Annotated in this window: 17 protein-coding genes; 16 read left to right on the top strand and 1 reads right to left on the bottom strand. The window is 59.7% G+C overall.

Annotation, left to right across the window (positions count from 1 at the left end):
* Positions 1-11: 11 nt before the first annotated feature.
* The gene (locus AC1RBR_RS00425) at positions 12-1,160 is read left to right on the top strand and encodes an NAD(P)/FAD-dependent oxidoreductase (protein WP_492562460.1); all 1,149 of its coding nucleotides are present in this window, start codon (positions 12-14) and stop codon (positions 1,158-1,160) included.
* Between the two features lie 190 nt (positions 1,161-1,350).
* Complete coding sequence (locus tag AC1RBR_RS00420) at positions 1,351-1,626, top strand: HU family DNA-binding protein (RefSeq protein ID WP_003213368.1); 276 nt, start codon at positions 1,351-1,353, stop codon at positions 1,624-1,626.
* Between the two features lie 99 nt (positions 1,627-1,725).
* On the opposite strand, the gene AC1RBR_RS00415 is transcribed toward AC1RBR_RS00420, so the two are convergent.
* Positions 1,726-2,079, bottom strand: a complete 354-nt coding sequence (locus AC1RBR_RS00415) for a hypothetical protein (protein WP_492562458.1) — start codon at positions 2,077-2,079, stop codon at positions 1,726-1,728.
* A 753-nt stretch (positions 2,080-2,832) separates the two neighbouring features.
* Between AC1RBR_RS00415 and tssA the strand changes: the two genes are divergently transcribed.
* The 14 genes from tssA to tagH all read left to right on the top strand — a co-directional run bounded on the left by tssA (position 2,833) and on the right by tagH (position 17,937).
* A complete protein-coding gene (gene tssA / locus AC1RBR_RS00410) occupies positions 2,833-4,395 on the top strand; it encodes a type VI secretion system protein TssA (RefSeq protein WP_047596841.1) in 1,563 nt (520 codons plus the stop codon).
* 32 nt (positions 4,396-4,427) lie between these two features.
* Positions 4,428-4,931 carry a type VI secretion system contractile sheath small subunit gene (gene tssB / locus AC1RBR_RS00405; protein ID WP_003229587.1) on the top strand — a complete coding sequence of 168 codons (504 nt, stop codon included), beginning with the start codon at positions 4,428-4,430 and terminating at the stop codon, positions 4,929-4,931.
* Between the two features lie 25 nt (positions 4,932-4,956).
* Positions 4,957-6,432 (top strand): type VI secretion system contractile sheath large subunit, encoded by a 1,476-nt coding sequence (tssC, locus tag AC1RBR_RS00400; RefSeq protein ID WP_003229584.1) that lies wholly within the window; start codon positions 4,957-4,959, stop codon positions 6,430-6,432.
* A gap of 9 nt (positions 6,433-6,441) precedes the next feature.
* On the top strand, positions 6,442-6,849 hold the full coding sequence (gene tssE, locus AC1RBR_RS00395) for a type VI secretion system baseplate subunit TssE (RefSeq protein ID WP_007920274.1): 408 nt from the start codon (positions 6,442-6,444) through the stop codon (positions 6,847-6,849).
* Positions 6,850-6,860: 11 nt separating this feature from the next.
* Entirely contained in the window at positions 6,861-7,385 is a 525-nt protein-coding gene (locus AC1RBR_RS00390; protein WP_204894004.1) for a PAAR domain-containing protein, read from the top strand.
* A gap of 12 nt (positions 7,386-7,397) precedes the next feature.
* The gene (locus tag AC1RBR_RS00385) at positions 7,398-8,327 is read left to right on the top strand and encodes a DUF6402 family protein (RefSeq protein ID WP_492562456.1); all 930 of its coding nucleotides are present in this window, start codon (positions 7,398-7,400) and stop codon (positions 8,325-8,327) included.
* A 52-nt stretch (positions 8,328-8,379) separates the two neighbouring features.
* Positions 8,380-8,793, top strand: coding sequence for a hypothetical protein (locus AC1RBR_RS00380; RefSeq protein ID WP_492562454.1), 414 nt, complete (start codon positions 8,380-8,382; stop codon positions 8,791-8,793).
* A 7-nt stretch (positions 8,794-8,800) separates the two neighbouring features.
* Positions 8,801-9,223 (top strand): hypothetical protein, encoded by a 423-nt coding sequence (locus tag AC1RBR_RS00375; RefSeq protein WP_492562453.1) that lies wholly within the window; start codon positions 8,801-8,803, stop codon positions 9,221-9,223.
* Positions 9,224-9,292: 69 nt separating this feature from the next.
* Positions 9,293-11,080, top strand: a complete 1,788-nt coding sequence (gene tssF, locus AC1RBR_RS00370) for a type VI secretion system baseplate subunit TssF (protein ID WP_007962320.1) — start codon at positions 9,293-9,295, stop codon at positions 11,078-11,080.
* Positions 11,044-12,051: a type VI secretion system baseplate subunit TssG gene (gene tssG, locus AC1RBR_RS00365; RefSeq protein WP_041071592.1), complete on the top strand. Its 1,008-nt coding sequence runs from the start codon at positions 11,044-11,046 to the stop codon at positions 12,049-12,051. Before tssF ends, tssG begins: the two co-directional genes overlap by 37 nt.
* A gap of 11 nt (positions 12,052-12,062) precedes the next feature.
* The gene (tssH, locus tag AC1RBR_RS00360; protein ID WP_095137721.1) at positions 12,063-14,720 is read left to right on the top strand and encodes a type VI secretion system ATPase TssH; all 2,658 of its coding nucleotides are present in this window, start codon (positions 12,063-12,065) and stop codon (positions 14,718-14,720) included.
* A 10-nt stretch (positions 14,721-14,730) separates the two neighbouring features.
* Positions 14,731-16,251: a sigma-54 interaction domain-containing protein gene (locus tag AC1RBR_RS00355; RefSeq protein ID WP_492562451.1), complete on the top strand. Its 1,521-nt coding sequence runs from the start codon at positions 14,731-14,733 to the stop codon at positions 16,249-16,251.
* A gap of 333 nt (positions 16,252-16,584) precedes the next feature.
* The gene (locus tag AC1RBR_RS00350) at positions 16,585-16,725 is read left to right on the top strand and encodes a type VI secretion protein (RefSeq protein WP_095137719.1); all 141 of its coding nucleotides are present in this window, start codon (positions 16,585-16,587) and stop codon (positions 16,723-16,725) included.
* A gap of 18 nt (positions 16,726-16,743) precedes the next feature.
* A complete protein-coding gene (gene tagH / locus AC1RBR_RS00345; RefSeq protein ID WP_003229565.1) occupies positions 16,744-17,937 on the top strand; it encodes a type VI secretion system-associated FHA domain protein TagH in 1,194 nt (397 codons plus the stop codon).
* The last annotated feature ends 4 nt before the right edge of the window (positions 17,938-17,941 follow it).

Raw genomic sequence — 17,941 nt, 5'->3', positions numbered from 1 at the left:
AGGAGTAAGGCATGAACGCACCTGTCGTAATCGTCGGCACCGGGCTTGCGGGTTACAACCTGGCCCGCGAGTTTCGCAAACTCGATGGCGAAACCCCGCTGCTGCTGATTACCGCCGATGACGGGCGCTCTTACTCCAAGCCGATGCTCTCCACCGGTTTCGGCAAGAACAAGGACGCCGATGGCCTGAGCATGGCCGAACCCGGCGCCATGGCCGAGCAGTTGAAGGCCGAAGTGCGCACCCACACGCGCATCAGCGGCATCGACGCCGGCCACAAGCGCCTGTGGATCGGCGAAGAAGCGGTGTACTACCGCGATCTGATCCTCGCCTGGGGTGCGGAAACCGTGCGAGTGCCGATCGAAGGTGACGGTGCTGATCTGGTGTTCCCGATCAACGATCTCGAAGATTACGCGCGCTTTCGTGCAGCCGCTGCGGGCAAGCGCCGCGTATTGCTGCTAGGCGCCGGGCTGATCGGCTGTGAATTCGCCAACGACCTGATCCTCGGCGGCTACGAGGTGCAACTGGTGGCGCCGTGCGAGCAAGTGATGCCGATGCTGCTGCACCCGGCTGCGGCGGCGGCCGTGCAGGCCGGGCTGGAAAGCCTGGGCGCGCGTTTCCATCTCGGTCCGGTGCTGACCCGCCTGCAAAAAGTCGCGGACGGTCTGGAAGCGCATCTGTCCGACGGTCAGGTGATTGCCTGCGATGTGGTGGTCTCGGCCATCGGCCTGCGCCCACGCATCGATCTGGCGGCGGCGGCCGGGGTGCAGGTCAATCGCGGCGTTGTCGTCGACCGTTATTTGAAAACGTCCCACGCTAATATCTACGCCCTGGGCGACTGCGCCGAGGTCGATGGGCTGAATCTGTTGTACGTGATGCCCCTCATGAGCTGTGCGCGTGCACTGGCACAAACCCTGGCCGGCAATCCGACGGCCGTGAGCTACGGCGCGATGCCGATCACGGTGAAAACCCCGGTGTGCCCGTTGGTCGTTTCGCCACCACCACGGGGTAGCGAAGGCGTCTGGACCGTCGAAGGGCAGGGCGCCGACATCAAAGCCCTGTGTCACAGCGCCGATGGTCAGTTGCTCGGATATGCCCTGACTGGCGCGGCAGTGATGGAAAAACTCGCTCTGAACAAACAGCTTCCGCCCCTGCTGGCGTAAATACCGGTCGTTCTGTCGGAATCACCCCGCTTTTGCCCCTACAAAGGTCGCGGGGAGACTGGCGCCGCCGGTATCCGCGTGCCATTCTCACTCCCGTCTGCCGCAGAGTAGAGCCTGCGGCGCCTTGGGCGCTGTTCCAACGAGAACAGCACGGACATAACAACAAAAAACCGTCAAAGGGGCTTCACTAATGCGTAAACCAGAACTCGCCGCTGCAATCGCTGAAAAAGCGGATCTGACCAAAGAACAGGCCAACCGCGTTCTCAACGCCGTCCTCGAAGAAATCACCGGCGCTCTGCACCGCAAGGACAGCGTCACGCTGGTGGGCTTCGGCACCTTCCTGCAACGCCACCGCGGCGCCCGCACCGGCAAGAACCCGCAAACCGGTGAGCCGGTGAAAATCAAGGCCAGCAACACCGTGGCATTCAAGCCAGGCAAGTCGTTGAAAGACAGCGTCAATCCTTAAATTGCGGCGAACTCCCTGAGTAGCGGGGAGAACTGCAATAAAAAATGGGCACACCGATTGCGGTCGGGTGCCCATTTTTTGTGGTTGAAAATCGGCTTGTTAACGCCGGAAGCAGGCCTTGCCGTTGCCGAAATCCACGGCCAGGCAGTTCGGTTCGATCGCCAGTTGCAGATCCTGGAACAGGCCGGACAAATCGCTGTTCGACGCCGGTTTGGTTTCGCTCTTCAGCGTCACGGTGTTGTTTTCCACCCGCCAGGTGCCCTTGGCAAACCCGTCAGCGCTGCCATATGCCACGTCTGCGTCAAACGTGCCGTCCTTGCGCAGCAGCAATTCGGCGCCCATTTCCATTGCACCGGTCAGATAGTAATGACCGTCCAGTGACGGGGTATCTGCAGAGGCCTGAGTGACGGGTAGCCACATGAGTGCTGCGAACAACAGGGGTTTCAATTCCATGAGGTAAAGCTCCTTGGCGGCTCCGGGTTCAGGAGCCGAATTAGATGCAGGCTTCGGACCGTGGCTCAACAGTCAGTCGGCCTGGTTGACATTGCCGGGCGAAAAGAATTTACCAAGGCAAGCGGGTAACGTGGGAAATAAAACGATGTAAGAATTATCCCTGACATTTGTCAGAGTATTTTCGGCGTGGAAGTGTTGCGGAAGTGGTGGAAATGACTGTTGGATCGCACTTCGATAATTATTGAGTTGGCACCGAAGTACAGCATTCACGAGATGAATAAAGTTTCAGAAAAATGAATTGCCATCAAATTGATGGCACTTTTGTTGTTGAGCGTTGTCGCCAGTGAATTGTTTGTAAAATCCAGCGGGTTTTCGGAAGAATCCTACTTCTATTTTTTTCCAGAGTTGTCATGCTGGCCGCCGTGTACTGGGACGGATGTTCGAAGCGATTCGCAAAGGCTGGATCGGGCCGCTCTGGATCAAGGGTTCTGTGGGGGCAGAGCAAATGCGGGCAATATAATTCGCCATCAGGGATTCCCCTGCCACATATAGGGCGATCTCCTACACAGCCCAATGAACACTTCGTCTTGTTGTTTAACCAGATGCTTGCTAGTGGCCATCATAGTGATTACGATGCGCCCACTTGAAAGAGCACATCTCAATTGGATGAGTCGCTTCACTGCTCTTCGATACTGTCCCGCGCCGCGGCAACTCCAATAGGCGCATGACTGTAATCCTAATTAAAGGCCATGGATGTCCTACTCAAGCAAACTTTCCGCCCATTACCTCGAACTCGCAAAAGTCTCTGTTTCCAAAGAGAATTTCGCGGGCGAAGACGTTCGTTTTTCGAGCGAATTCGAGGCGCTGGAAAGCGAGCTGGCCAAAGCCTCGTCGATGCACGAAAGCGGGCAGATCGACTGGCTGAAAATCCGTGAAAACAGCGAAAATCTGCTGCGTACCCAATCCAAGGATTTGCGTGTCGGCGCCTGGCTGACCTGGTCGCTGTACCAGCGTGAATCCTTCCCCGGGCTGCTGGCCGGCCTCGGTCTGCTGCACCATCTGTCGGAAAATCACTGGGCCGACGTTCACCCGCTCAAACCGCGCACCCGCGCTGCCGCCATCGGCTGGCTGGTGCCGCGCCTGGAGCAGGTGCTCACTGAAAACATCGCGATCAAGGAACAGCTGCCGATGTTCCGGCAACTGTCCGAGCATCTGGCCGGCCTCGATGCCGCATGCACCGAGCACCTGGGCGATGACGCACCGCTGCTGCTGCCGCTCTCGCGTCGCCTGAAAACCATGATCCAGCGTGCCGCCGACAATCAGCCGGCCCCCGGTGTGGTGGGCGCAGCGGTGGCGCAGGTCAAACAGGCCGCTAGCCAGCTAATGGCCCCCGGCGCGCCGATCGATAACGAAAAAGACGCTTACAAGGCCCTGCGCGCCCAGCAGGAAAGCGCGCGTCCGTTATGTGCCTGGTGGCTCAAACAGAAAGCCACCGACCTGCGCGCTTTGCGTCTGAATCGCACTTTGCTGTGGCTGCCGATCGACGCGGTGCCCGAGCGCAACGCCGAGCAGATCACCGTGCTGCGCGGCCTGCCGGTGGACAAACTCAAGCAGTATCAGGATCGCTTCGATCAGGGCAAATACGCCGACCTGCTGGTGGAACTGGAGGCGAGCCTGGCGAAGGCGCCGTTCTGGTTCGATGGCCAGAGGATGGTCTGGGAATGTCTCCAGAACCTCAACGCCGAGATGGCAATGCGCGAAGTGGAAATCCACTTCGCGCTTTTGGTTCAGCGCCTGCCCGGCATCATCGAATGTCGTTTCCATGACGGCGCGCCGTTTGCCGATCCGTCCACCCGGGCGTGGATCGCCGGCAATGTCATGCCGCACCTGCAGAGCGCCAGTGCGCCGCGCAAGGTCGAAACCGACGACGTCGAAACCCAGCCCGCCTGGGAAAAGGCCCTGCAGGAAGTGTTGCCGCTGCTGCGCAAGGAAGGCCTGAAGCCTGCCGTGCAGACGCTCAAGCAAGGGCTGCAATCGGCTCACGGTGGACGCGAGCGGTTCTTCTGGCAGTTCGCTCTTGCCCGGCTGTGCTTCATGGCCAAGAAGTACGAACTGGCCAAGAACCAGCTCGAAACCCTCGATCAGACATTACAGGACTCAGGCCTGCACGCCTGGGAGCCCGATCTTGCATTGGAAGTGCTGCATTTACTGCATAGCTGCTGCGAGCTGTTGCCGCAGAACCATGCCGTACGTGAACGCAAGGAAGAGATTTATCGCAGGCTGTGCCACCTCGACCTCGAAGTGGTACTCGAATAGGCCCCAGGGCCACAACCGCAAGGAGAAAAGCCATGGCCAAAGAAGGCTCGGTAGCCCCCAAGGAACGCATCAACGTCACCTTCAAACCCGCCACCGGCGGTGCTCAGGAAGAGATTGAACTGCCGCTGAAGCTGCTGGCAATCGGTGACTACACCCACCGCAAGGACGATCGCAAAATCGAAGATCGCAAGCCGATCAGCATCGACAAGATGACCTTCGACGAAGTGTTGGCCAAGCAAGAGCTGGGTCTGACGCTGAGCGTGCCGAACCGTCTGCAGGAAGATGGCGAGGCCGACGAGCTGGCTGTGCAACTGCGCGTCAATTCGATGAAGGACTTCAACCCGGCCAGCCTGGTCGAGCAAGTGCCTGAGCTGAAAAAACTGATGGAACTGCGCGATGCGCTGGTGGCCCTCAAAGGCCCGCTGGGTAACGCACCTGCGTTCCGTAAAGCGATCGAAGGCGTGCTCGCCGACGACGAATCCCGCGGTCGCGTACTCGGTGAGCTGGGCCTGAACGCCGCAGCCCCGGACGCCTGAGACTCCAGCCAAGGAAGCCAACACAATGAGCACTAGCGCAGCACAAGAGAAGAGCGCCGAAAGCGGCGAGTACAGCATTCTCGACAGCATCATCGCCGAAACCCGTCTGACTCCGGACGACGAAGCCTATGACATCGCCAAGCGTGGCGTGTCGGCGTTCATCGAAGAACTGCTCAAGCCGCAGAACAACGGTGAACCGGTCAAGAAAGCCATGGTTGACCGCATGATCGCCGAGATCGATGCCAAGCTCAGCCGTCAGATGGACGAGATCCTGCACCACCCGGACTTCCAGGCTCTGGAATCGTCGTGGCGTGGCCTGCAGTTGCTGGTCGACCGCACCAACTTCCGCGAAAACATCAAGATCGAAATCCTCAACGTCTCCAAAGAAGACCTGCTGGACGATTTCGAAGATTCGCCGGAAGTCATGCAGTCGGGCCTGTACAAGCACATCTACACCGCTGAATACGGCCAGTTCGGTGGTCAGCCGGTGGGCGCGATCATCGCCAACTACTTCATGTCCCCGAGCTCGCCGGACGTGAAACTGATGCAGTACGTGGCCAGCGTTTCCTGCATGTCCCACGCGCCGTTCATCGCCGCCGCCGGCCCGAAATTCTTCGGTCTGGAAAGCTTCACCGGCCTGCCGGATCTGAAGGATCTGAAAGACCACTTCGAAGGCCCGCAATTCGCCAAATGGCAGAGCTTCCGTACTTCGGAAGACTCCCGCTACGTCGGCCTGACCGTGCCGCGTTTCCTGCTGCGTAACCCGTACGATCCGGAAGAAAACCCGGTCAAATCGTTCGTGTACAAGGAAACCGTTGCCAACAGCCACGAGCACTACCTGTGGGGCAACACCGCGTTCGCGTTCGGCACCAAGCTGACCGACAGCTTCGCCAAATTCCGCTGGTGCCCGAACATCATCGGCCCACAGAGCGGTGGCGCGGTTGAAGATCTGCCGCTGCACCACTTCGAAAGCATGGGCGAAATCGAAACCAAGATCCCGACCGAGGTTCTGGTTTCCGACCGTCGTGAATACGAACTGGCAGAGGAAGGCTTCATCTCCCTGACCATGCGCAAAGGCTCCGACAACGCGGCGTTCTTCTCCGCCAGCTCGGTGCAGAAGCCGAAGTTCTTCGGCATCAGCGCAGAAGGCAAGGCTGCAGAGCTGAACTACAAGCTCGGCACCCAACTGCCGTACATGATGATCGTCAACCGCCTGGCTCACTACCTGAAAGTGCTGCAGCGCGAGCAACTCGGTTCGTGGAAAGAGCGTACCGACCTCGAGCTGGAACTGAACAAGTGGATCCGCCAGTACGTGGCCGACCAGGAAAACCCGAGCGCCGAAGTGCGTGGCCGTCGTCCGCTGCGCGCTGCGCAAGTGATCGTCAGCGACGTTGAAGGCGAGCCGGGCTGGTACCGCGTGAGCTTGAACGTGCGTCCACACTTCAAGTACATGGGTGCCGATTTCACCCTGTCGCTGGTTGGCAAGCTGGACAAAGAGTAAGAGCGACTCATGGACGGATACGGCAGCCTGTTCGAGCGCCTCAACGGCGACGCGCAACTACGCAAGGGCAACAGCCTCGAGGCTTGTGCCATGGCGTCAGTGGCTGCCCATCTGGCCAAAATGCTAAGCACCCGGGCCGGCAGCGTGCAAACGCTGGCCGACTACGGGTTGCCCGATCTCAATGACATGCGTCTGAGCCTGCACGACTCCCTGAGTCAGGCCCGTCTGGCCATCGAAAACTTCATCGAAGCCTACGAGCCGCGCCTGAGCAACGTGCGTGTCATTTCCCTGCCGCGTGACCACGACCAGCTACGGCTGGCCTTCAGCATCGAAGGCCTGCTGGAAGTCGAGGGTTTCAAGCGTCAGGTCAGTTTTTCCGCGCGCCTGGATGGCAGCGGTCAAGTGAAGGTCACCTAAGGAGATTCCCGATGTCTGGCAAACCCGCAGCACGCGTATCCGACCCCACCGCTTGCCCACTTCCTGGCCACGGTACCAACCCGATCGCCGCCGGTTCCGGCGACGTGTTCTTCGACGGCCTCGCGGCCGCCCGCCAAGGCGATGCCTCGGCGTGTGGTGGTGCGTTGGTTGGCGATCTGGCGACCACGGTTTTGATCAATGGCAAACCTGCCGCCACGGTTGATTCGGTTGGTTCTCATGGCAATAAGGTCACCGCCGGTTCTGGCACGGTGATTATCGGCAACTCGCATTCCCCGGCGCCGTTTGTGCCGCCGTTACCGGTGGAGATCAAATGGCCGTTTAATGAGCACTACGTCATCAATTGTCAGGACTCCGGGAAGCCACTGGCGGGAGTGGCATACAGTTTCAAAACAGCCTCGGGGAAAGTTATCAGTGGCGTCACGGGAGCCGACGGGAAGACGCAAAAAATTTCGTCCTCTGTAGCGGAGTCCTATGAGTTGATTATTGAACAGCAATCTGAAGTCGTAATTGGATAAAAGGATTTTGTTATGGCGGATACGAAAATAGCATCAAGTCTGACGCCGGCCAGTAACCAAACTGGTAAGTCTGCAGCTGTCCGTCAATTCAAAATCACAGATATACCTGATGCGATGGATAAGATGAAGTGGCCAGTTGCTGCGAAGCTGATGCGCCATTGGTTTGATGGCAAGCCATGGCCAACTGCCGATGGTGCGATGAGTAAAGAGGTCAAAGACCATATTGCTCTTGCTGACATCGCCTACGTTAATGACACCATCGTAAAAATGGCCTGGTTGGAAAAGTTTGAGCCTGCGAAAGCTGTCATTGAGGAGCTTAAGTCCGCTTGGGATAATCCTGCAGGCCGCAATAATATAAGAAAGAAGATTAAAGATAAGTATCTTGGCTCGGCGCCGGGTGTCTATCCCTTTAAGTTTGCGAGCGCCAGGAAGGTTGAGGAGTTTGGATACAGTAATAATCGAGCAGTTAAATTTGGTCTGATAGAGAAGACTGATGAATTGCGAGCTGCACTGGCAAACTTTAACGTCCGCGTATTTCCAGAAGGGAGGCTGGTTATTTCCGTAGACAGCATTCAACTGTTTGTAGAGCGAATTGGGTTTTACGCTGAGGACGCCTATGACTTCAATGACGCACCGGATGACAATTTCAGTCAGCCATTGGGGTTCTGGAACTTCGATGGTATAGCCAACCCGGCCTATGCGGCCACTGCAAATGCCGGTGCGGCGCAGATGAAGTCAGACATCGCTTCAAACCCCTATATCAGTGCAGAAGATTCTCAGGCGATGTTTCGGGAAATAGAAAACTCGCGTTATTTCTATATTACGAATTCTCATTTTGTAAAATATCGAACGGAATTTAAAAAAGGCGGTGATTTCCAGGTTTTGTCCGATATCCAATATCAGAATGTCCCCGTGACAGTTATTAATGTTTGGAATAAATGATGCGCATTTTTTGCTCATATACAATCGCTGTCGAAGTGGGTGTGGCGAAAAAATGACTACGCTTAAAAAGAAATGGCTGGTGCCTATCAGTTTGCTCTTGGTATTGATTGCATTGCTCGTTTATTGCGTAAATGCAATGCTCGGGTATCCTGCAAGTACAACTACAGCTAGCCCCTCGGGCCGCTACACAATTGAGAATGTGCGTGTTGGCAGGATCTTTATGCTTGGCGGTATGGCGTATTTAAGAGTTATCGACTCAAAAGAGCCAGGAAAGGTATATCGAACTCCGTTGTATGATACACAGTCATTGGATATGCGCACATTCGAAGATGATGCTGAGGTTGGAATTACTTGGATTGCCTTCGAAAAGAAAGATAAGGCTTTTATAATCTCCATGCCGCAATGGGAAGAAAATTGGCTGAATATTTTCATCAGTAATACACCCTACGAAATTCTGGAAAATTGATAGCAGTATGAACAGCTACGTTCGTCTCGCCCTATGCTTATTAATCCACGCCCTTGGATGCGTGGCTTATGCATTTTTGAATGACGCGGTTGTGCATGCTTACAGGCTTTTTAACGGCGGATTCACCAGCCGTGGTGTCGCCATCGGCATTGCGACTTACGCACTGTTTTACATTTTTCTGGGCGTCAACCTGATCGTTGCGCTGATTCCAGGTCTGGTCGCCAAGCTGGCCATCCTTTTTCTGATGGTGGGCTTCATCCTGCTTTGGATGCTACCCGACAACCCGTTAAGAGCCCTGTTTTACGGCGTAGCTCAAGGCAGCGTCACGTTGCTGGCGATCCTCACCACTCAAGTCATCGAGTTGCGTTGGGCTTTGCGAAACATCGCAGGTCGCATTCAGCCAAGCCAGCCTGCAGGTGCAATCCAATGATCAGGTCGGACATCAAGCGTAATCCGCAGGACAGTTATTCCATGAGTTCCACTACCAGGCAGGTAACCCGTGTCCTTTAACCACTACTACCAAAGCGAACTCACCGCACTGCGCCAACTCGGTCGCCGTTTCGCCGAGCGTAGTCCGGCGTTGGCGCCGTTTCTGGGCCAGGCTGGGCGGGATCCGGATGTGGAGCGGTTGCTGGAAGGTTTTGCGTTCCTCACCGGGCGGCTGCGGCAGAAGCTCGATGACGAGCTGCCGGAGCTCAGCCATTCGCTGATGCAACTGCTGTGGCCGAACTACATGCGTCCGTTGCCGGCGTTCAGCATTTTGCAGTTTGATCCACTGAAGCGTTCCGGGCCGGCGCTGGTGGTCGAGCGCGATACGCCGATCGAAAGCAAACCGATCGAAGACGTGCGTTGCCGCTTCCGCACCTGCTATCCGACTGAAGTCTTGCCGCTGGATCTGGCGGCGCTGAACTACTCGGTGAAGGGCGACGGTTCGCTGCTCAGTCTGCGTTTGGAGATGAGCGCCGACGGTCACCTCGGTGAGCTGGAACTGAGCAAGCTGCGCCTGCACTTTGCCGGCGAGCGCTACATCAGCCAGATGCTGTATCTGAGCCTGCTGCGCAACCTGGAAGGCATCGAACTGATCCCGCTCGACGGTGCCGGCAAGCCGATCGATGGCGTGGCGGGCAAGCCGATGGCGTTCAAGATTCCGGGTGACCGGGTCAAGCCAGTGGGCTTTGCCGAAGAAGAAGCGTTGATCCCATATCCGCTGAACACCTTCCGCGGCTATCGCTACCTGCAGGAGTACTTCGCCTTTCAGGACAAGTTCCTGTTCGTCGACGTCAACGGTCTGGACATCCTCAAGGCGCTGCCGGAAGACACCCTCAAGCAGATGCGCGGTCTGGAGTTGCGTTTCGATATCCGCAAGAGCGGGATCATGCGCATGCGTCCGACCCTGGATAACGTGAAGCTGTTCTGCACGCCGATTGCCAACCTGTTCGCGCACGACGCCCTGCCGATCCGCCTCGACGGCAAACAGGACGAATACCTGCTGCTGCCGGCGGAATACGATCTGGAAAACTGCGGCGTGTTCTCGGTGGAAACCGTCACCGGCTGGAAGCCCGGCGGCCTCGGTTATCAGGAGTACGTGCCGTTCGAATCGTTCGAGCACGACCCGAGTTTCGACGTGCCCAACAGCCGTCCGCATTACAGCATCCGCCAGCGTTCGTCGTTGCTGCATGACGGCCTCGACACCTACCTGAGCTTCGGCATCCGCCACACCGAAGCCCACGAAACCCTGTCGATCGAGCTGATCTGCACCAACCAGAACCTGCCGCGCAAGCTCAAGCTCGGCGACATCTGCATGGCCTGTGAAGAGACCCCGGAGTTCCTCAGTTTCCGCAACATCACCCCGGCCACGTCGAGCTTTGCGCCGCCGCTGAACCGTGACTTCCTGTGGAAGCTGATCAGCAACATGTCGCTCAACTATCTGTCGCTGGCCGACGTCAACGCGTTGAAGGTGATTCTCGAAACCTACGACCTGCCGCGCTACTACGACCAGCACGCGGAGAAGGTCAGCAAACGCCTGCTCGGCGGCCTCAAGCACATCAAGCACCACCACGTCGACCGGCTGCACCGTGGCTTGCCGGTGCGCGGTCTGCGCACCGAACTGACCATCGACCCGGAAGGGTATATCGGCGAAGGCGACCTGTTCGTTTTCGCCTCGGTTCTTAACGAGTTTTTCGCGCTTTACGCCAGTCTCAATTCGTACCACGAGCTGCGGGTAAAAAGCACACAGGGAGAGGTGTACCAATGGACACCACGTATGGGCCTGCAGCCCCTGCTTTAAGCGGGCTGACCAAGGTAATACGCGAGTACTCGCTGTTTCAGGCCGTGCTGCTGGTGATCGACCGGCTGCGCGAGGCGCACCCGTACCTGAGCGAAGACGATCTGTACGATCAGGTGGAGTTTCAGGCCAACCCGAGCCTGGGCTTTCCGCGCAGCGACGTTGATCGCGTGGAGTTTTTCGAAGAGCACGGGCAGATGCGCGCGCGCATGCGTTTCAACCTGATCGGGCTGGTCGGCTCCGGTTCGCCGCTGCCGGCGTTCTATGGCGAACAAGCGCTGGGCGACAGCGAGGACGGCAACCCGACGCGCAACTTCCTCGACCTGTTCCACCATCGCTTGCAACGGCTGATGCTGCCGATCTGGCGCAAGTACCGTTATCGCGCCAGTTTCCAGAGCGGCGCGATCGACCCGTTCTCCTCGCAGCTGTTCGCGCTGATCGGTCTGGGTGGCGACGAGATCCGCAAGGCCAAGGAACTGAACTGGAAACGCCTGCTGCCATACCTCGGTTTGCTCAGCTTGCGCGCGCACTCGGCGGCGCTGATCGAAGCCGTGCTGCGTTACTACTTCAAGCACGAAGACCTGGTCATCGAGCAGTGCATCGAGCGTCGCGTGGAGATTCTCGACGAGCAGCGCAACCGCCTCGGTCGCGCCAACAGCCTGCTCGGTGAAGACCTGGTGCTGGGCGAGCGGGTGCGCGACCGCAGCGGCAAATTCCGCATTCACATCACCGAACTCGACTGGGAGCGATTCCACGAATTCCTGCCGATCGGTTTCGGTTACCAGCCGCTGTGCGCGCTGGTGCGGTTCACCTTGCGTGACCCGCTCGATTACGACATTCGCCTGGTGCTGCGCCCGGAAGAAATCCGCGAACTGCGCATTGGTGAGAAGAACGACTGTCGCCTGGGGTGGACCAGTTGGCTGGGCTGCGAAAAAGCAGACGGCGTGGTCACCCTGGGCAGCAAAATTCATTAAGGACGTGAGCCATGATCAACGTAGACCTGCAACAACTCATCCAGGCGCTGGACGCCGAAACCCGTCGTGACCTGGAACGTTCGGCCGAACGTTGCGTGGCCCGTGGCGGCAGCAAGATCCTTGTTGAAGACCTGCTGCTGGGTCTGCTGGAGCGTCCGAACGGCTTGCTGTCGCGCGCGCTGCAGGATGCGGATGTCGACGCCGGTGAACTGAGCGCCGCACTGCAATCTCGCGTTGAACACAGCGCCTCGCGCAACCCGGTGTTCGCCCCGGAACTGGTGCAGTGGCTGCAAGACGCGCTGCTGGTGGCCAACCTCGAACTGGGCCAGACCCAGGTCGAAGATGCCGCGCTGATCCTTGCGCTGCTGCGCAACCCGATGCGCTATGCCGGCAGCCGTTACCAGCCGCTGCTCGCCAAATTGAACATCGATCGCCTGAAAGAATTTGCCCTGTCGCAACAGGAGCAACCGGCCGCTAACGGCAAGCCGGCCGCTCAAGGCGAATCGCTGCTGCAGCGCTTCACTCACAACCTGACCCAGCAGGCCCGCGACGGCAAACTCGACCCGGTGCTGTGCCGCGATGGCGCGATTCGGCAGATGGTCGACATCCTCGCCCGTCGCCGCAAGAACAACCCGATCGTGGTCGGCGAGGCTGGCGTGGGTAAGACCGCCATCGTTGAAGGTCTGGCCTCGCGCATCGCTGCCGGTGAAGTGCCGCAGGTGCTCAAGGGCGTCGAGCTGCTGTCGCTGGACATGGGCCTGCTGCAGGCTGGCGCCAGCGTCAAAGGTGAATTCGAGCGTCGCCTCAAAGGTGTGATCGACGAAGTCAAAGCCTCGCCGAAACCGATCATCCTGTTCATCGACGAAGCCCACACCCTGATCGGCGCGGGCGGCAACGCCGGCGGTTCCGACGCGGCCAACCTGCTGAAACCGGCGCTGGCTCGCGGTGAACTGCGCACCATCGCTGCGACCACTTGGGCTGAGTACAAGAAATACTTCGAGAAAGACCCGGCGCTGGCCCGTCGTTTCCAACCGGTACAGTTGCACGAACCGACGGTCAGCGAAGCGGTGACAATTCTCCGTGGTCTGGCGCAGGTCTACGAGAAGAGCCACGGCATCTACCTGCGGGATGACGCGGTGGTCTCGGCGGCGGAATTGTCCGCGCGCTATCTGGCCGGTCGCCAGTTGCCGGACAAAGCCGTCGACGTCCTCGACACTGCATGTGCCCGCGTGCGCATCAGCCTCGCCGCTGCCCCGGAAAGCCTCGAACGCCTGCGTGGCGAACTGGCCGAAGGTGGCCGTCAACGTCAGGCTCTGCGCCGCGATGCCGAAGCCGGTCTGCTGATCGACCACGAAGCGCTGGATGCGCTGGAAGCGCGGCTCGACGAAGCCGAAAGCGAAATGGTCGCGCTGGAAAGTCTGTGGACCGAACAGAAGCAGTTGGCCGAGCGCCTGCTGGAACTGCGTCAGCAACTGGCCAAGGCCCGTGAAGCTGCTGCCGTAGAGCCGACCGTCAGCGTTGAAGAAGACGCCGAAGGCACGGTGATCGAAACCATCGCCGCCGAGGTCGAGGAAGGCCAGAGCGTTGAAGCGCTGGAAGCCGAACTGCACCAGACCCACAGCGCTCTGACCGCTGCTCAAGTCAAAGAGCGTCTGGTCAGCTTCGAAGTCTGCCCGCGTCTGGTGGCCGAAGTGATCAGCGCCTGGACCGGCGTGCCGCTGGCGCAACTGGCCCGCGAGCACAACGCCAAGGTCGCCAGTTTCGCCACCGATCTGCGCACGCGCATCCGTGGTCAGGAACAAGCCGTGCACGCACTGGATCGCTCGATGCGCGCCACTGCCGCCGGCCTGAACAAGCCTGACGCACCGGTCGGCGTGTTCCTGCTGGTCGGCCCGAGCGGCGTCGGCAAGACCGAAACCGCACTGGCTCTGGCTGACCTGCTGTACGGCGGCGACCGTTTCATCACCACCATCAACATGTCCGAATTCCAGGAGAAGCACACCGTCTCGCGTCTGATCGGTGCGCCACCGGGCTACGTCGGTTATGGCGAGGGCGGCATGCTCACCGAAGCGGTGCGCCAGAAGCCGTACTCGGTGGTGCTGCTCGATGAAGTCGAAAAGGCTGATCCGGACGTGCTTAACCTGTTCTACCAGATCTTCGACAAGGGCGTGGCCAACGACGGCGAAGGTCGCGAGATCGACTTCCGCAACACCTTGATCCTGATGACCTCGAACCTCGGTAGCGACAAGATCAGCGACCTCTGCGAAGACGGCGCCCGCCCGACCGCCGAGCTGCTCGAAGAGACCATTCGCCCGGTGCTGAGCAAACACTTCAAACCGGCGCTGCTGGCGCGGATGAAAGTGGTGCCGTACTACCCGGTGGGCGGCCCGGTGCTGCGCGAGCTGATCGAGATCAAACTTGGTCGTCTGGGCGAGCGTCTCAACCGTCGTCAGCTGGATTTCAGCTGGTGCCAGAACCTCGTCGATCATCTGTCCGAGCGCTGCACGCAAAGCGAAAGCGGCGCGCGCCTGATCGACCATTTGCTCGATCAGCACGTGCTGCCGCTGGTGGCCGACCGCTTGCTCGATGCGATGGCCACCGGTGAAAGCCTCAAACGTGTGCATGCCACGCTCGACGGCAACGCCAGCGTGACGTGCGAGTTCGCCTGAGGTGGGTGTGATGTTCACTCAAGTGCCGCAGCCACTGGTCTATGCCGAAGCCTTGCTGGCGCAGTTCGCCAGCCTGTCGCGCGCGGCGGACGGTGCTGCGCTGCTGGGTGACTTCGTGCGTGGACTGGCCGAACTGAGCGGTTGCGAACTGACGCAGCTGTACCTGCTCGACGCCACCCACACTTGCCTGGGGATGAACGCCGAATGCCTCGACGGCGCGCTGCAACCGCGCGCCGCCACCAGCCTGCCGGCGGACTACAACGGTGAGCAGCTGCTGCAGTTTGCCCTGTGCCAGAACCGCGTGGTGTGCCTCGACGATCTGGGTGCCAGCCTGCACGAAACCAGCTTTCTGCCGGCCACCACCGGTGCCTGGCAATCGCTGCTGTGCGTGCCACTGGTCAATCAGCAGAAAGCGGTTGAAGGCCTGCTGCTGTGCGCCAGTCGCCGTCACGTCGATCTGCAGGGTTTTGCCGATTCGCTCGGCCAGCTCGGCTCGTTCGTGCTCGGTCAGTTGCACTTGCTGCAGCGTCTGCGCCAGCCGCCGGCCGAATCGGCTACGGTGGCGCGCAGTGTGCCGAGCATTAACGGCTATGGCCTGATCGGCAAAAGCGCCGCCATGCGCCAGACCCACTCGTTGATCAGTAAAGTCCTGCACAGCCCGTACACCGTGCTGCTTCGCGGCGAGACCGGCACCGGCAAGGAAGTTGTGGCCCGGGCGATTCACGATTGCGGCCCGCGCCGCTCTCAGGCGTTCATCGTGCAGAACTGCGCGGCCGTCCCGGAAAACCTGCTGGAAAGCGAGCTGTTCGGCTATCGCAAAGGCGCGTTCACCGGCGCTGACCGTGACCGCGCGGGACTGTTCGATGCGGCCAACGGCGGCACGCTGTTGCTCGACGAGATCGGCGACATGCCGCTGTCGCTGCAAGCGAAGATTCTGCGGGTGTTGCAGGAGGGCGAGATTCGTCCGCTGGGCTCCAACGACACGCACAAGATCGATGTGCGCATCATCGCCGCGACGCACCGCGATCTGTCGACGCTGGTCAGCGAAGGCAAATTCCGCGAGGACTTGTATTACCGCCTCGCGCAGTTCCCGATCGAGCTGCCGGCCCTGCGTCAGCGCGAAGGCGACATCCTCGAACTGGCTCAGCACTTTGCCGAGAAGACCTGCGCGTATTTGCAGCGTGATCCGGTGCGCTGGTCGAGCGCGGCGCTGGAACACCTGTCCGGTTACACCTTCCCCGGCAACGTGCGCGAACTCAAGGCACTGGTCGAACGCGCGGTGCTGTTGTGCGAGGGCGGCGAATTGCTGGCCGAGCATTTCTCCCTGCGCATGGAACCGATGCCCGAAGACCACACCGGCCTGAATCTGCGCGAACGCCTGGAAAAAGTCGAACGCACGTTGTTGCTCGACTGCCTGCGCAAGAACGACGGCAACCAGACCCTAGCCGCCCGCGAACTGGGTCTGCCGCGCCGCACGCTGCTGTACCGCCTCGGGCGGTTGAATATCAATTTGGGTGACTTCGATGGCTGACCTGAAATTGATCGCTGCGTCGAGCCGTATTCCTGTGGCCAATGATTTGCTTGGGGCTTGCAGATTACCAGTGGCGAGGGAGCTTGCTCCCGCTCGGCTGCGCAGCAGTCGCAACCCGCAGAGCCCGGTTTCCCTGATGCAGCGCAGCGTCTGGTTTCGGGGCCGCTTCGCAGCCCGGCGGGAGCAAGCTCCCTCGCCACAGAGGATCGGTATATCCCTTGTGATGGCTCGAAGGCCCCGATGTAGAGCCTTCGAGACTACCCAAAGAATTAATTTCAGCGCCGCCCGCAAGGGTCGGCGCTTTGTGCTTTGTCTACCCCTGGAGACCCTCTGATGTCTGTTCGTCACTGGAACGCTGTCCTGCTGACCCTCGTCGTTCTATGCGGCCTTGGCGGCTGTAGCGGCAATTACAAATTCAACGACAACGACTATCGCCCGTTGGGTGACCCGCAAGCGGTCAATCGCGGCAAGTGACCGCAAGGAGCATCAAACATGGAACTGGTTTTCGAAATGCTGAACACCAAGCAGTTCGTGCCCACCGAGTTGTGCCAGAAGACCTTCAAACAGGCCGGCGGCGTAATCGGGCGGGGCGAGGACTGCGACTGGATCATTCCTGACCGCAAGCGGCATCTGTCCAATCACCACGCGATTGTCAGCTACCGCGAAGGCACGTTTTTCCTCACCGACACCAGCAGCAACGGGGTCCAGGACGGCGACAGCGGCGCACGCCTGCACAAGGGCGAACCGGTGCGTATCGAGCACGGCAGCACCTACGTGCTCGGTGACTTCGAGATTCGTGCGCGGCTGGTGCGTGACCCGGCGACCTTCGACGGTGAAGTCGGCCGTCCGCGTGCCGCCGGCAGCATCATTCCGGACGACGCCTTCCTCGACCTCGATCCGTTGAATGCGATCGAACAGCAAGAGCGCGTCTATTCGGAAATCGACGAACTGTTGGCCCCGACCGCCAAGCCCGAGGATTCCCGTCAGCGCGCCGACTATGCGCGTATCGACATGGAAAGCCTGATGGTGCCGGAGCTGATTGCCCCGGTTGAGCCCGAGCCTGCTCCGGCCCCGAAGGTCGTCGAGCGTCAGAGCGAGGGTTTCTGGGAGCATTTCGGCGCGGCGCTGGGCGTGGATGTCAAAGGTCTGGATCACGACGCCCGCGAAGCCTTGGCGCTGAATGCCGCACGCCTGTTGCGGCAGAGCATCGGCGGTTTGCAGCAGAGCCTGCGCACCCGTTCGGAGCTGAAGAACGAACTGCGTCTGGCCCAGACCACCGTGCAAGGCACCAACAAGAACCCGCTGAAATTCGCCGTCGATCCGAGCGAAGCGCTGGAGATTCTGTTGCAGCCGCACAAGCCCGGTCATCTCCCGGCCGAGCAGGCGATTTCCCGAGCGTTCCGCGATCTGCAGGCGCATCAGGTGGCTTTGCTGACCGCCAGCCGCGCCGCCGTTCGCGGCACCCTGGAGCACTTCTCGCCGGAACAACTGACCCTGCGTTTCGAGCGCGACAACAAGCCGTTGATCGCCACCTCGGGCGGGCGCTGGAGAGCGTTCGGCCGCTACCACCAGGCCCTGCGTCAGGACGATGACTGGAGCGAGCGTCTGCTGGCCCGCGATTTCGCCCAGGCCTACGAAGAACAGATCCGCCTGATCTCCACCCTCCACACCGACCACCAAGGATGATGCG

The sequence above is a fragment of the Pseudomonas sp. GW823-FHT01D03 genome (assembly GCF_058798255.1).
The sequence above is the reverse complement of the archived record's forward strand: the minus strand, read 5'-3'. Positions and strand labels throughout refer to the sequence as shown.

Bases quoted from the DNA above. Each gene is read 5' to 3' on its own strand.
- AC1RBR_RS00425 (WP_492562460.1), top strand. From the start codon at position 12: ATGAACGCACCTGTCGTAATCGTCGGCACCGGGCTTGCGGGTTACAAC.
- AC1RBR_RS00420 (WP_003213368.1), top strand. From the start codon at position 1,351: ATGCGTAAACCAGAACTCGCCGCTGCAATCGCTGAAAAAGCGGATCTG.
- AC1RBR_RS00415 (WP_492562458.1), bottom strand. From the start codon at position 2,079: ATGGAATTGAAACCCCTGTTGTTCGCAGCACTCATGTGGCTACCCGTC.
- tssA (WP_047596841.1), top strand. From the start codon at position 2,833: ATGTCCTACTCAAGCAAACTTTCCGCCCATTACCTCGAACTCGCAAAA.
- tssB (WP_003229587.1), top strand. From the start codon at position 4,428: ATGGCCAAAGAAGGCTCGGTAGCCCCCAAGGAACGCATCAACGTCACC.
- tssC (WP_003229584.1), top strand. From the start codon at position 4,957: ATGAGCACTAGCGCAGCACAAGAGAAGAGCGCCGAAAGCGGCGAGTAC.
- tssE (WP_007920274.1), top strand. From the start codon at position 6,442: ATGGACGGATACGGCAGCCTGTTCGAGCGCCTCAACGGCGACGCGCAA.
- AC1RBR_RS00390 (WP_204894004.1), top strand. From the start codon at position 6,861: ATGTCTGGCAAACCCGCAGCACGCGTATCCGACCCCACCGCTTGCCCA.
- AC1RBR_RS00385 (WP_492562456.1), top strand. From the start codon at position 7,398: ATGGCGGATACGAAAATAGCATCAAGTCTGACGCCGGCCAGTAACCAA.
- AC1RBR_RS00380 (WP_492562454.1), top strand. From the start codon at position 8,380: ATGACTACGCTTAAAAAGAAATGGCTGGTGCCTATCAGTTTGCTCTTG.
- AC1RBR_RS00375 (WP_492562453.1), top strand. From the start codon at position 8,801: ATGAACAGCTACGTTCGTCTCGCCCTATGCTTATTAATCCACGCCCTT.
- tssG (WP_041071592.1), top strand. From the start codon at position 11,044: ATGGACACCACGTATGGGCCTGCAGCCCCTGCTTTAAGCGGGCTGACC.
- tssH (WP_095137721.1), top strand. From the start codon at position 12,063: ATGATCAACGTAGACCTGCAACAACTCATCCAGGCGCTGGACGCCGAA.
- AC1RBR_RS00355 (WP_492562451.1), top strand. From the start codon at position 14,731: ATGTTCACTCAAGTGCCGCAGCCACTGGTCTATGCCGAAGCCTTGCTG.
- AC1RBR_RS00350 (WP_095137719.1), top strand. From the start codon at position 16,585: ATGTCTGTTCGTCACTGGAACGCTGTCCTGCTGACCCTCGTCGTTCTA.
- tagH (WP_003229565.1), top strand. From the start codon at position 16,744: ATGGAACTGGTTTTCGAAATGCTGAACACCAAGCAGTTCGTGCCCACC.